General features: G+C 59.9%; 13 protein-coding genes and 1 riboswitch. Of the genes, 7 read left to right on the top strand and 6 right to left on the bottom strand.

The features are described from left to right. Nucleotides 1-70: 70 nt before the first annotated feature. The 3 genes from ahcY to metK form a co-directional block, all read right to left on the bottom strand. Nucleotides 71-1,486, bottom strand: coding sequence for an adenosylhomocysteinase (ahcY, locus tag LSG25_RS17590; protein WP_232742179.1), 1,416 nt, complete (start codon nucleotides 1,484-1,486; stop codon nucleotides 71-73). Between the two features lie 74 nt (nucleotides 1,487-1,560). After that, nucleotides 1,561-1,654: riboswitch (S-adenosyl-L-homocysteine riboswitch) on the bottom strand. Nucleotides 1,655-1,685: 31 nt separating this feature from the next. Continuing rightward, nucleotides 1,686-1,901: a DUF1289 domain-containing protein gene (locus tag LSG25_RS17585; RefSeq protein ID WP_232742178.1), complete on the bottom strand. Its 216-nt coding sequence runs from the start codon at nucleotides 1,899-1,901 to the stop codon at nucleotides 1,686-1,688. 61 nt (nucleotides 1,902-1,962) lie between these two features. Continuing rightward, nucleotides 1,963-3,138, bottom strand: a complete 1,176-nt coding sequence (gene metK, locus LSG25_RS17580) for a methionine adenosyltransferase (protein WP_232742177.1) — start codon at nucleotides 3,136-3,138, stop codon at nucleotides 1,963-1,965. A gap of 247 nt (nucleotides 3,139-3,385) precedes the next feature. Here metK and LSG25_RS17575 point away from each other — a divergent pair, with 247 nt between their 5' ends. From LSG25_RS17575 to LSG25_RS17555, 5 genes are all read left to right on the top strand, one after another. Beyond that, nucleotides 3,386-4,234: a lysophospholipid acyltransferase family protein gene (locus tag LSG25_RS17575; protein WP_232742176.1), complete on the top strand. Its 849-nt coding sequence runs from the start codon at nucleotides 3,386-3,388 to the stop codon at nucleotides 4,232-4,234. Between the two features lie 3 nt (nucleotides 4,235-4,237). Beyond that, entirely contained in the window at nucleotides 4,238-5,128 is an 891-nt protein-coding gene (locus LSG25_RS17570; protein WP_232742175.1) for a lysophospholipid acyltransferase family protein, read from the top strand. Between the two features lie 15 nt (nucleotides 5,129-5,143). Continuing rightward, nucleotides 5,144-6,037, top strand: a complete 894-nt coding sequence (gene dapF, locus LSG25_RS17565) for a diaminopimelate epimerase (protein ID WP_232742174.1) — start codon at nucleotides 5,144-5,146, stop codon at nucleotides 6,035-6,037. Continuing rightward, complete coding sequence (locus LSG25_RS17560; protein ID WP_232742173.1) at nucleotides 6,034-6,702, top strand: DUF484 family protein; 669 nt, start codon at nucleotides 6,034-6,036, stop codon at nucleotides 6,700-6,702. The genes dapF and LSG25_RS17560 overlap by 4 nt, the downstream gene beginning before the upstream one ends. A 64-nt stretch (nucleotides 6,703-6,766) precedes the next feature. Further along, nucleotides 6,767-7,792 carry a tyrosine recombinase XerC gene (locus tag LSG25_RS17555; RefSeq protein ID WP_232742172.1) on the top strand — a complete coding sequence of 342 codons (1,026 nt, stop codon included), beginning with the start codon at nucleotides 6,767-6,769 and terminating at the stop codon, nucleotides 7,790-7,792. Nucleotides 7,793-7,896: 104 nt separating this feature from the next. On the opposite strand, the gene LSG25_RS17550 is transcribed toward LSG25_RS17555, so the two are convergent. Genes LSG25_RS17550 through LSG25_RS17540 form a run of 3 tightly spaced genes read right to left on the bottom strand, consistent with a single transcriptional unit; the run spans nucleotide 7,897 to nucleotide 10,609 of the window. After that, nucleotides 7,897-8,964, bottom strand: a complete 1,068-nt coding sequence (locus tag LSG25_RS17550; protein ID WP_232742171.1) for a metal ABC transporter substrate-binding protein — start codon at nucleotides 8,962-8,964, stop codon at nucleotides 7,897-7,899. Between the two features lie 39 nt (nucleotides 8,965-9,003). Beyond that, complete coding sequence (locus tag LSG25_RS17545) at nucleotides 9,004-9,897, bottom strand: metal ABC transporter permease (protein WP_232742170.1); 894 nt, start codon at nucleotides 9,895-9,897, stop codon at nucleotides 9,004-9,006. Nucleotide 9,898: 1 nt separating this feature from the next. Next, nucleotides 9,899-10,609, bottom strand: coding sequence for a metal ABC transporter ATP-binding protein (locus LSG25_RS17540; RefSeq protein WP_232742169.1), 711 nt, complete (start codon nucleotides 10,607-10,609; stop codon nucleotides 9,899-9,901). A gap of 302 nt (nucleotides 10,610-10,911) precedes the next feature. Here LSG25_RS17540 and LSG25_RS17535 point away from each other — a divergent pair, with 302 nt between their 5' ends. Together LSG25_RS17535 and LSG25_RS17530 are read left to right on the top strand one after the other, a co-directional pair. Beyond that, a complete protein-coding gene (locus tag LSG25_RS17535) occupies nucleotides 10,912-11,400 on the top strand; it encodes a Fur family transcriptional regulator (RefSeq protein ID WP_232742168.1) in 489 nt (162 codons plus the stop codon). A gap of 189 nt (nucleotides 11,401-11,589) precedes the next feature. Next, the gene (locus LSG25_RS17530) at nucleotides 11,590-12,681 is read left to right on the top strand and encodes a GTP-binding protein (protein ID WP_232744749.1); all 1,092 of its coding nucleotides are present in this window, start codon (nucleotides 11,590-11,592) and stop codon (nucleotides 12,679-12,681) included. Nucleotides 12,682-12,709 lie beyond the last annotated feature (28 nt).

Here is a 12,709-nt window from a genome sequence, read left to right as displayed (position 1 = left end):
CGCTCCGTTTTAAGGCATCAGCCGCAAAATGCGGCAGACAACGCCGCACCTTGGCATGAATGCCCCGAGTTTAATAACGGTAGTGATCCGCTTTGTACGGACCGTTTACCGGCACACTAATGTAGTCGGCCTGATCCGGACGCAACTGGGTCAGTTGCACACCCAGTTTTTTAAGATGCAGGCGTGCCACTTTTTCGTCCAGATGCTTGGGCAAGACATAAACCTGGCCGGTTTTATAAGCCTCGCCGCGCGTGTAGAGCTCGATTTGGGCAATGGTCTGATTGGTAAACGAGGCCGACATCACAAATGAAGGATGGCCGGTGGCGCAACCCAGGTTCACCAAACGGCCTTTGGCCAGCAAAATGATACGCTTGCCGTCGGGGAAAATCACGTGATCGACCTGGGGCTTGACCTCTTCCCATTGCAGATCTTCTATGGCTGCCACATCGATTTCATTGTCGAAGTGGCCGATATTGCAAACAATGGCCTGATCTTTCATGCGATCCATATGCTCGCGCGTAATGACGTGATAGTTGCCGGTGGCCGTCACAAAGATGTCGGCATGGCCCACCGCCTCGTCGAGCGTGACGACTTTATAACCTTCCATGGAAGCCTGCAAAGCGCAAATCGGATCGATCTCGGTAACCCAGACCTGGGCGCGCAAGGCCGACAAGGCTTGGGCGCAGCCCTTGCCCACATCGCCAAAACCGCAGACCACGGCAACCTTGCCCGCAACCATGACATCGGTGGCGCGCTTGATGCCATCGACCAGCGATTCACGGCAGCCGTAAAGATTGTCGAACTTGGACTTGGTGACCGAATCGTTCACATTGATGGCGGGAATGGCAAGCTCGCCTTTCTGGGCCATTTGGTACAGGCGATGCACGCCGGTCGTGGTTTCTTCGGTAACACCCTTGATTTCTTTCAGGCGCGTGGAATACCACTTGGGATCGGTCTTGAGCTGGGCCTTGATGGCCGCAAAAAGTACGCGCTCTTCTTCGCTGCCTGGCTTGTTGAGCACCGCCGGATCCGATTCGGCCTTGGTGCCCAGGTGCAGCAGCGTGGTGGCGTCGCCGCCGTCGTCCAGGATCATATTGGCCTGCTGGCCCGGCCATTCGAAGATTTTATGCGTGTATTGCCAGTAGTCTTCAAGCGTTTCGCCCTTGACGGCAAACACGGCCGTGCCGCCGGCGGCGATCGCGGCGGCGGCATGGTCTTGCGTTGAAAAAATGTTGCACGATGCCCAGCGCACCTCGGCTCCCAGGGCAACCAGGGTTTCGATCAGCACGGCGGTTTGAATCGTCATGTGCAAGCTGCCGGCAATACGTGCCCCTTTCAGGGGTTGCGCGCGTGCGTATTCCTCGCGGGTTGCCATCAGGCCAGGCATTTCGGTTTCGGCGATGGCGATTTCGCGGCGGCCCCAGCCTGCCAGGCCGATATCGGCAATTTTGTAATCGGAAAAAACAGTTTCAGCGACAGTGTTCATGGTTCTAATCCAATAAACCTGTACGGGGAAAGGAGCAAAGATACGGAACTGCCCACCTTCGCCTGCGGTACAGGAGATGATGAGCGCCGTTGAATCGAGAAACGTTTCCTGAGCCTAGCGGGCGTGTGGACTATGCGGCCCAGACCCGTCGCAGCGCTCCTCAGGAAAGTCGAATTGTAGCGCAGTCGCGCCGTTTTTTTCAGCCCTTGCGTCGTGGGTAGCCCTGCGCCTTGATGCGCAACCAGATCGCGCTTTTTTCCTCATCGGACAGGAAAACCCAGTTGGCGACTTCCATGGTGGTACGTCCGCAACCCCGGCATATTTCGTCATACAAGGTAGAGCACACCGCCACGCAAGGCGAATCGCTGGGCTTGAGACTACGGCTGCTATCGGGATTGAAGATCGTGTCAGCCAAAATGAAAACTCCTTCCAGGCACTGCCCGAACGCGCACCCCGACAAAGGGGTGCGCTCCGGATTACACCGCCAGCTTGATGGCCTGCTTGAGGAGCAGGACCTTGTCGGTGGCTTCCCAGCTGAATTCGGGCTCGGAACGTCCGAAGTGCCCGTAAGCAGCTGTTTTTGCATAAATGGGGCGAAGCAGATCGAGCATTTCAATAATGCCGCGCGGGCGCAAATCGAAATGTTCGCGGACCAGGCGGGCGATTTGCTCGTCGGGGATAATGCCCGTGCCTTCCGTATAAACAGTGATATTAATGGGTTCGGCCACGCCGATGGCGTAGCTGACCTGCACCTGGCACTGGCGCGCCAGGCCCGCCGCCACGACGTTCTTGGCCACATAACGCGCCGCGTAAGCCGCCGAACGGTCGACCTTGGAAGGATCCTTGCCCGAGAAAGCGCCGCCGCCATGAGGGCAGGCGCCGCCGTAGGTGTCGACGATGATTTTGCGGCCCGTCAGGCCGCAATCGCCCTGTGGGCCGCCAATGACGAACACACCGGTAGGATTGACCAGGTATTTGGTTTTGGACGTAAGCAGGCCGTCGGGGAAACTGGGCTTGATGATTTCCTCGATTACCGCCTCTTTGATCTCGCTTTGCGAAATATCGGGCGCATGCTGGGTGGACAGCACCACGGTATCGACTTCGGCGGGCTTGCCATTGACATAGCGGAAAGTGACTTGCGACTTGGCATCCGGGCGCAGCCACGGCAAACGGCCGTCTTTGCGCAACTCGCTTTGACGCTGCACCAGGCGATGCGCATACCAAATAGGGGCGGGCATGAGATCGGGGGTTTCGTCGCAGGCATAGCCGAACATCAGGCCCTGGTCGCCGGCGCCTTGGTTCAACAGCTCTTCCGGGCTGCGATCCACGCCCTGGGCGATGTCGGGCGACTGCTTGTCGTAGGCCACCAGCACCGCGCAGCCTTTGTAGTCGATACCGTATTCGGTATTGTCGTAGCCTATGCGCTTGATGGTGTCGCGCGCAACCTGGATGTAGTCGACATTGGCCGTAGTGGTGATTTCACCGGCCAGCACGACCAGGCCCGTGTTGCACAATGTTTCGGCGGCCACTCGGGCGTGAGGGTCCTGGGTAAAAATGGCGTCGAGGATGGAATCGGAGATTTGATCGGCGACCTTGTCGGGATGGCCTTCGGAGACCGATTCGGAGGTAAAGAGAAAATCAGTATTTGCCACGGCAATACGTTCCTTGAAATGGCTGCATGAACAGCCTTGAGGTTGAACGGTATGCGTTGCACCTCGGGTAGCGTATAGCATTGAAACGGGGCGCGACGCTTTAGCGGTTTTTAGGCCAGGCCATTCTTGCAAACGGCACGACCATCGCTCCGCAAGTTGTCGGTTAACTCAGCGATGAAATGTATTTTAAGCGAAAATACAGAAAAATGCGTTTTTACACTGATTCTAAAAGGGTTATTGTCGTTTTATGCTGCTGGCCTTGTTCCGCTTGCTCGCCGCCGTGCCTCTGCCCATACTGCATGGCATAGGCCGCATCGGCGGCCGCCTGGTGTATGCCTTCCCGGGAAAATACCGTCGGCGCCTGCAAAGCAATGCCCGGCAGGCAGGCTACCCGGGCGCGGCCTTCGCTCGCCAGGCTGCGGCCGAAACAGGCGCCATGATCATGGAACTGCCCAAGGTCTGGCTGCGCAACCGGCAAAGCCTCGACAAAGTGGTTACCAGCGACAACGCCGTGGTCGACGCCGCCCTGAGCGAGGGACGCGGCATCTTGTACCTGACCCCTCACCTGGGGTGCTTTGAGGTGACCGCCCGCTATCTGACGCGCCACGGCCCCATCACCGTCATGTTCAGGCCGCCGCGCAAAGCCTTTTTGGCGCCGGTCATGGAAAGCGCCCGCAATACCCCGCAGCTCAATGCCGTGCCGGCCAATCTGCAGGGCGTGCGCGAGTTCGTTCGAGCCCTGAAACGCGGCGAGGCCGTCGGCATGCTGCCCGACCAGGCACCCGGCAGCGGCGACGGGGTCTGGGCGCCTTTTTTCGGTAAACCCGCCTATACCATGACCCTGGCCGGCAAACTGGCCGTCCAGACCGGCGTGGCCGTCATCCTGACGGCGGGCGAACGCCTGCCCTGGGGCAAGGGCTGGCGCATCCACTACCTGCGGTTGCCCGAACCTTTGCCTGGCGATGCGCATGAACAGGCGGCCCTGATCAACCAAGCCATGGAAACCCTGATCCGCCGCTGTCCCAGGCAATATCTGTGGAGCTATAACCGCTACAAAACACCAAAAGGCGCCCCGCCACCCCCTCAGATCCAATGAAACATGACATTCAACAAACTGAATCTGCTGAGAGCGATTTTTTCCTATTTCGGCCGGTGCGGCAGCGCCACCCGGCGGCGCTGGGGGCTAGCCCTCGGCTGGCTCACGCCCAAACTTCTGCGATCCCGGGCTCATATCGTCAGGACCAATCTGGCCTTGTGTTTTCCCGACAGCTCCGCCGCTGAACGGGAAGCCTGGCTGCGGCGGCACTTCTATTTGCTCGCGCAGTCGGTCATTGATCGCGGCCTGTTCTGGTTCGGCCGGCCGGAAACCATTCGCGAAACCATACATATCACGGGGCTGGAACACCTGGAACAGTTGCTCGCGGCCAAACGCCGCATCATCATGCTGGCGCCGCACTTCATCGCCCTTGATGCCGCCGCCACCCGCCTGTCGGAGTTCCTGCTGCATTCCGCTACCCTGTATACGCCGCAAAGCGACAGAGACGTCGATCAACTGGTGCGCGAAGGCCGCGGCCGCTTCAACGACGTGCGCCTGGTCAGCCGCAAAGACGGCGTACGCGGCCTGATTCGACAGTTGCGCGCCGGTGTGCCAATCTATTACCTGCCGGACATGGATTTCGGCCGCCAAGGCGCCCTGTTCCTGCCTTTTTTTGGCGTCCAGGCCGCAACCATTCCAGCGACGGCGCAAATTGCCAAATCGTGGCAGGCGGCGGTCGTACCCATTGTCAGCAAGCTGGACCTCGAAACCGGCCGTTATACCGTTCAGGTGCTGCCGCCGCTCGAAGACTTTCCGGGCGAAGAAAGCCTCGAGCACGCCACGGGGCGCATCAACCACCTGATCGAAAATTGGGTCAGGCCGGACCCTCCCCAGTATTATTGGGTGCACCGACGATTTAAAACCCGCCCCGAGGGCGAAAAAAGATTCTATTAGGCGATAATCTCGAACATGATCTGGAATTTCTCGAAAATGCACGGAGCAGGCAACGACTTTGTCGTGCTCGACGGAGTGCGTCAACATTTGGAAATGACGCCCGAACGCGCGCGGGCGCTGGCCGACCGCCATTTCGGCATCGGCGCCGACCAGCTTTTGCTGGTCGAGGCGCCCAGCCACCCCGAAGCCGATTTCCGCTACCGGATTTTCAACGCCGACGGCGGCGAGGTCGAACATTGCGGCAACGGAGCGCGCTGTTTTGTGCGTTTCGTGCACGAACAGGGCCTGTCGGGGCGCAATCCGCTGCGCGCGGAAATCGCCACCGGCCTGCTCGTACTCAACCAGACCGACAATGGCGACGTTACGGTAGAAATGGGCCAGACTCGTTTCGAGCCGGAGGCTCTGCCGTTCGATACCCAGGGCCTGCAATCCGCGCCCAGCGGCATCGATACAATCTGGACGCTGCCGCTGCCCAACGGCAGCGCGGTGGAACTGTCGCTCGTGGCCATTTCCAACCCGCACGCGGTGCAGGTCGTGGCCGACGTCAATACCGCTCCAGTTGCCACCCAGGGGCCGCTTATCGAAGCGCATCCGCGTTTTGCCAAAAGAGTCAATGCCGGATTCATGCAGGTCGTAGACCGCCACACCATCAAGCTGCGGGTCTATGAGCGCGGTGCCGGCGAAACGCTGGCTTGCGGCACCGGCGCCTGCGCGGCTGTGGCGGCCGGCATACGCCGCGGCCTGCTCGACAGCCCGGTTCAGGTCCATACCCGGGGTGGGCCGCTCACGGTTGCCTGGGATGGCGCCGGACTCACCATGAGCGGTCCGGCAGTCACCGTATTCAAAGGCCAGATCGACATCGACGCCCTGACCGCCACCTTTAACTTCAAAGAGCCATCACCACTATGAGCGCCGAGAGCATTTCCGCCGAAGACATCGCCCTGTTCCTAAAAGAAAATCCCGACTTCCTTCAGGATCACGCCGAACTGTTCGCCAATCTGCGGGTACCGCATCCCCACGAAACCCGTGCGATCTCGCTGGGCGAGCGCCAGATCATGACCTTGCGCGCCAAAACCAAGGAACTTGAATGGCGGCTCTCAGGCCTGATCGGCAACGCCGCCGGCAACGAAAAGATCGGCAAATCCCTTCATTCCTGGTGCTGCAAAATGCTGGCCGAGACCGATCCGGTTCAGATCCCCGGGCACATTGTGCGCAATCTGAGCGATCTCTTCGACTTGCCCAGCGTCGCCTTGCGCCTGTGGGATTTGCCCAGGCTGGTCGACAGCGAGCTGACCCAGGACGTCGGCAACTCGATCAAAGACTATGCGGCGGCCCTGACCCGTCCTTACTGCGGTCCGCTACAAGACCAGGAAGCGGCAGGATGGCTGGGTACGGCTCCGGCATCGCTGGCTATCATCGCGCTCAAGCCGATCGGCGCCGACACCCCCTTCGGCCTGCTGGTCCTGGGCTCGGACGACCCTGCCCGCTTCACCGACGACATGGGCACATCGTTCCTGGATACCATCAACGAGCTGGCCAGCGCCGGCCTGAGTCGCCTGAAAGGCGAGGCATGAACCCCCGAGGCACTCCATGAGTCCATCGAACTTGCTTTATTCATGCGGTGCCGGGGCCTAGCCCATGTCCGCCCTGCCTGCACCCATGGAGCAATGGCTGACGCACCTGGGGGCCAATCGCCGCTATTCCTCTCATACCCTCGACGGATATCGCCACGATCTGCGCCATCTCGTCGAGTGCCTGCCCGACACGCCCATCGAACGCGTCACTGAAAGCCACATCCGGCAATCGATTGCCCGTTTGCACGGACAGGGGCTGAAACCGCGCAGCCTGGCTCGCGCGCTGGCCGCCTGGCGCGGCTTCTACCAATGGTGGTCGCCGCAATGCGGGATCGCCAGCAACCCGGTTGCCGGCATACGCGCCCCCAAGGCTCCGCGCAGCCTACCCAAAGCCCTGTCCGTCGAGCAGGCCCAGGTACTGCTGGACCATCCCGGCTTGCCCGACCCCAACACGCCCACGGAACGCCGCGACCAGGCCATGTTCGAAGTGCTGTATTCCAGCGGCTTGCGGCTGGCCGAACTGGTCAGCCTCGACGTGCGCTACACGCGGGCCGAGGGCTATGAATCGCAAAGCTGGATTCTGCCCGACGAGCACGAAGTCATCGTCAAAGGCAAAGGGGGCAAGACACGCAATGTACCCCTAGGCGGCAAGGCAATCGCCGCAATCCGCACATGGCTGGAGGTACGGCATCAGTTTGTACCGCCCGGCGCCGTTGCGCCCTTACCGGTTCGCACCAAGGATTCTGCCGCCGCACCGCGACCTTCCGGCACGGATTCCGCGACAAGCGCAGTCGGCGACGCCGCCGCCCTGTTTCTGGGCACCCGCGGCAAACGCATTTCGCCCCGGGTCGTGCAGTTGCAGCTCAATAAGCTGGCCACCAAAACTGGCCTGCCGGTACACGTGCACCCCCATATCCTGCGCCACAGCTTCGCGAGCCATTTATTGCAGTCGGCGCAAGACTTGCGCGCCGTGCAGGACATGCTCGGCCACGCCAATATTTCCACGACCCAGATTTACACCAAGCTCGATTTTCAACACCTGGCCAAGGTGTACGACCAGGCGCATCCGCGCGCCAATCGCAAGAGATAGACGCGCACAAGCCGTAGCTCCCGCGAAAAGCAAGCCTGTGGAACCTTGTCGCAAAACACCTCTACGGAATTTTTGCGACGAACCATCCCACGGAGCCCGGCATATTATTTCTGCTTGGGATCCAATGCGTAGATCAGTTTCCCCGCATTCCATTCAAACATGCCCAGGTATGTGCTGGCCGGCTGATCACCTGGGGCCAGGGCGTCGGAATACAGCACCCCGCCTATCTTGGCGCCCGTTTCGCGGGCAATCTGCCGGACCAGCTTGGGGCTTGTGATGTTCTCGACGAACACGGCGGGAATGTGATTCTTCTTGATCTGATCAATCAGCCTAGCCACCTCTTTGGCCGAGGGTTCGGCCTCGTTGGAAATGCCCACCGCCGAAATGAACTGGACGCCGTATGCCAGCCCGAAGTAGCCAAACGCGTCGTGCGATGTCACCACCTTGCGCCGCGCCTCGGGAATCGCCGCCAGCGCCTGCTTGAGCTTGGCATCCAGGCTTTTGATTCGCGCCGTATAGATCTCGGCGCGGGCCTTGTAATCGGCCGCATGCGCCGGATCGACCTTGCTCAATCCGGCGGTAATATTTTGCACATAGACAAGGCCGTTGGCCAGGCTCTGCCAGGCATGCGGGTCGATGTTGCCATAAGCCGCTTCGCGGGACGGCTCATCGTCAACCTTTTCGGCCGCATGATGCCCGTGCGCCTTGACCTTGGCATTGTGCCCGGCATGGCTCGACTTCTCACGCCGCTCTTCCGCCGCTTCGAGTGCCTGCTCGGCATCGCTCAAAGTACGCGGCGTCACCCCTTTGCTCGCCACCACCTCCAGGCCATTGAAGCCCGAGGCCTTCACGAGGCGCGGCATCCAGGTCTCAAAGCCCAGCCCGTTCACGAACAGGATCCGGGCCTGCGCCAAGGCCTTTGAATCCTTGGGCGTCGGCTCGAATGTATGCGCATCGCCATTGGGACCCACTATCGTGGTCAAAGCGATATGGTCGCCTCCGATCTCGTGCACCATATCGCCCAGCACCGAAAAACTGGCCACCACCCGAAGCGGCGCCGGTTCGGCGGCACGGGCCAGAGAACCGGCCAGCAGGGCAACACTGGCCAGCGCTGCCAGCACGCAACGGCGGCGCGCCGCGACGCGTGCATCCACTACAAGCTTTCTCGACATAAGGACTCTCCGTACTGTAAAAACAGACTGAACATCGGGCTACTCCGAAATCCGGGACAAACGGCGATGCCTGGCGCGCATTTGTCGCGCCGCCTGCAACAAACCACCCAGCGGCCCCAGGGCAACCGACAGAAAATAGATCGCGCCGGCAGACAGAATAATCGCCGGCGACGCCGGCACATTGGCGTGGTAGGAAATCAACAGACCAAAATAAGACGAAAAAGTGCCTATGGCGCCGGCCAGCACCATTTGCCGGCCCGCCGAACGCGCCCAGAAACGTGCCGCTGTGGCCGGCAGCATCATGATGCCCACGACCATCAGCGTACCCAGCACCTGAAAACCCGCAACCAGGGTCATGACCAGCAATACCAGAAACACCATATGGCTGAGCGACCCGGCGCCGCGCTCCGCGCGCAGAAAGCCCGGGTCGAGACATTCGACCACCAGCGGCCGGAAAATGATGGCCATCATCAGCAGAGTGATGCTGCTGCTGATGGTAACCAGCAGCAGGGAGGCATCGTCCAGCCCCAGGACGGTGCCGAACAAGACATGAATCAGATCCATGTTCGAACCGCGCAGCGACACCAGCAATACTCCCAGCCCCAGAGAAATCAGATAAAAGGCAGCAAAGCTGGCGTCTTCGCGCAAGGGGGTCATGCGCGCCACGGCGCCCGCCAGCATGGCCACGACCAGGCCGGTCACCATGCCCCCAATGGTCATGGCACTCAGGGACAGGCCCGCTGTCAGAAACCCCACGGCGACACCCGGCAGGATCGCATGCGCCATCGCATCGCCCATCAGGCTCATGCGACGCAACACCAGGAATACACCCAAGGGCCCCGCGGCAAACGCCAGCGCAAACGAACCCGCCAAGGCGCGGCCCATGAAGCCATACTCGACAAACGGCCTGAATAACCAGTCGTACAACCACATTTTAGTAGTCCCCCGCGCACAAATGGCGGGCCAAATGCAGGTTTTCCGGGGTCAGGACCTCGGCGGTGGCCCCCCAGGCCACCGATTGGCCCGCCATCAGCAAGGCGCGCGGGAAAGACGCCCGCACCATGTCCAGATCATGCAAGACGGCAATCACGGTGCGGCCCTCGTTGTTCCAGCGCTGCAGCAGCGCCATCAAGTCGTCGGTCGTAGACCGGTCCACGGCCGCAAAAGGCTCATCGAGCAGCAAGGTTTGCGCATCATGCAGCAACAGGCGCGCAAACAGCGCGCGTTGCAGTTGCCCACCGGACAAGGTTCCAATAATGCGTGCCCCAAAATCGGCCAGGCCGACCGTTTCAAGCGCCTGCCGCACTCGCTCGTGCTCAACGGCATCGAAACGCCCCCATGCGCCGACACGACGCCATGCCCCCATGGCGACCAGATCATACGTGCTGATGGGAAAACTCCGATCCAGCTCGCCCACCTGCGGCAGGCAGGCCATTTCGTTGCGCGCGTCGTCCATCAGGCGAATCTGGCCCCGCAAGGGGCTGAGCACGCCCATGATGCCTTTGACCAAAGTGGATTTTCCGGCCCCGTTGGGGCCTACAATCGCCGTCAGGGAGCCCCGTTCGAAAGCGCCGCTGACATCGCGCACGGCAACCCGATCGCGCCATCCCAGCGACACCTGATCCAGCTCGATTACCGTGCTCATTGCGGCGTCAACCTGGCCACCAACCCATGGCCCAGCCTGTCAGCCCCCACATGAGCACGACAACAAGGGTCACACGCGCCACACGCTCGCCGCACGACGCGAGAAGCCCCGAGCCGCGGTAGGAGGGCGGATGGCTGGAATGAACAGGAGGAGACGGCATGGCGATGCGAAGAATTGAAGAGTATGTTTGTTATGTTATAACATAACTATTCTAACACTACGCTGACGATGACACCTCAAGCACCGGATGCCCTGTCGTTCAATTCCGCGGCCGGGGCCGGTATTGCCGTCAATCCATTCCTATGCCAGATCCGCGCCTCACACCCGCCGCCATTGCCAAACAGCTGAACACAGCCGAATCCCTGTGCCTGCAACGCGGCAAACGCCTTACGCCCATTCGGCGCAAGGTTCTGGAAATCCTGTTGCGCCAGCAACGCAGCCTGAAGGCTTACGAACTGCTGGATGAAATACGGCATATACAAAGCGGCGCAGCGCCTCCCACGGTATACCGCGCACTGGATTTCCTGGTTGAAGAAGGACTGATACACCGGCTGGACGCCATCAATGCCTGGGCCGCCTGCCTGGATGCCGCCGGCGAGCCGCACGATCTGTTGATCATTTGCACCCAATGCGGTGCCGTCGCCGAACTCAGCGATCCGGCCCTGAGCCATCAACTGGCCCAGAAAGTGGCGGGCGCCGGCTTCATATTGGCCAGCCATGAAACCGAGCTGCGCGCCCTGTGCAAGCGCTGCCACACCCTGACGCCCGCCAAACCGGCGCATGCCCACTGATGTCACTAATCGCTTGATTTAATTGCATGATTTCCACTAAAGAGTAAGCAAACGGGGTTTTATTTGCTCTAAAACGCATGCTGTGCTGTAATCGCATGTTGAATTTTTTTCGCGGTACAAAATTAACGGTAGCCGCCACACTGATTTGAGCGTCTTCTATTTTTTGACCCGCGAGTAGCGAGGCCCATGATGAAAACCGCTCCCAATCCGGACAAAATGGTACCGGTTACCATTCTTACTGGTTTTCTCGGTGCAGGTAAAACCACCCTGCTGAAACGCATCCTGACCGAATACCACGGTCGCCGCATTGCGGTCATCGAAAACGAATTCGGACCCGAAAGCATCGACAACGATCTTCTGGTGCAGGATAGCGACGAGCAAATCATCGAACTCAGCAACGGCTGCGTGTGCTGCACAGTGCGCGGCGACCTGATGCGCACCCTGAACGACCTGCGCATCAAGCGTGAAGAGGGCACCGTTACGTTCGAGCGCATCGTGATCGAAACCACCGGCATGGCCAACCCAGGCCCCGTGTGCCAGACTTTCTTCATGGACGACGACATTGCCGACTACTACCGTCTGGACGCCGTCATTACCGTCGTCGATGCCAAACACGGCATGGAAACCCTCGACAAACAGGAAGAAGCGCAAAAACAGGTCGGTTTTGCCGATCGCATCCTGATTTCCAAGAAAGACCTGGTCAACGAAGTCGATTACCAGGCATTGCGCTCGCGCCTGGTGCACATGAATCCGCGCGCCTCGATCACTCCCGTCAATTTTGGCGAAACCGATATCAAGGCGCTCCTCGATATCAGCGGCTTCAATCTCAATACCATCCTCGACATCGATCCCGAGTTCCTTGCCGAAGAGCACCCGGATGCAGCTCACGATCACGATCATCACGACCATGACCATGACGACGATTGCGACGACGAGCACTGCGCACATCACCACCATGATCATCATCATGCCCACCACGATGACACCATCGGCGCCTTTGTTTTCCGCTCGAACAAGGCTTTCGATCCGGAGCGCCTGGAAGAATTCCTAAGCGGTATCGTCCAGGTTTATGGGCCTGATCTGCTTCGATACAAAGGTATTTTGTATCTTAAAGGCATCAATCGTCGTATGCTGTTCCAAGGCGTGCACATGATGATGGGGGCAGAGCCCGGAAAGCCCTGGATGTCCAGTGAAAAACCTAATACCAAAATGGTATTTATCGGCCATAAACTCCCCGAAGAAATTTTTACCCGGGGCTTAGAACAATGCCTGGCCTCATAGCGAACCACGTCGCCGGAGATAGCGACAC

The sequence above is a fragment of the Paralcaligenes sp. KSB-10 genome (genome assembly GCF_021266465.1).
Classification (GTDB): Bacteria; Pseudomonadota; Gammaproteobacteria; order Burkholderiales; family Burkholderiaceae_B.
This window is presented reverse-complemented; position numbering and strand designations above follow the sequence as displayed.

Bases quoted from the DNA above. Each gene is read 5' to 3' on its own strand.
- ahcY (WP_232742179.1), bottom strand. From the start codon at position 1,486: ATGAACACTGTCGCTGAAACTGTTTTTTCCGATTACAAAATTGCCGAT.
- LSG25_RS17575 (WP_232742176.1), top strand. From the start codon at position 3,386: ATGCTGCTGGCCTTGTTCCGCTTGCTCGCCGCCGTGCCTCTGCCCATA.
- LSG25_RS17570 (WP_232742175.1), top strand. From the start codon at position 4,238: ATGACATTCAACAAACTGAATCTGCTGAGAGCGATTTTTTCCTATTTC.
- dapF (WP_232742174.1), top strand. From the start codon at position 5,144: ATGATCTGGAATTTCTCGAAAATGCACGGAGCAGGCAACGACTTTGTC.
- LSG25_RS17560 (WP_232742173.1), top strand. From the start codon at position 6,034: ATGAGCGCCGAGAGCATTTCCGCCGAAGACATCGCCCTGTTCCTAAAA.
- LSG25_RS17555 (WP_232742172.1), top strand. From the start codon at position 6,767: ATGTCCGCCCTGCCTGCACCCATGGAGCAATGGCTGACGCACCTGGGG.
- LSG25_RS17550 (WP_232742171.1), bottom strand. From the start codon at position 8,964: ATGTCGAGAAAGCTTGTAGTGGATGCACGCGTCGCGGCGCGCCGCCGT.
- LSG25_RS17545 (WP_232742170.1), bottom strand. From the start codon at position 9,897: ATGTGGTTGTACGACTGGTTATTCAGGCCGTTTGTCGAGTATGGCTTC.
- LSG25_RS17540 (WP_232742169.1), bottom strand. From the start codon at position 10,609: ATGAGCACGGTAATCGAGCTGGATCAGGTGTCGCTGGGATGGCGCGAT.
- LSG25_RS17535 (WP_232742168.1), top strand. From the start codon at position 10,912: ATGCCAGATCCGCGCCTCACACCCGCCGCCATTGCCAAACAGCTGAAC.
- LSG25_RS17530 (WP_232744749.1), top strand. From the start codon at position 11,590: ATGAAAACCGCTCCCAATCCGGACAAAATGGTACCGGTTACCATTCTT.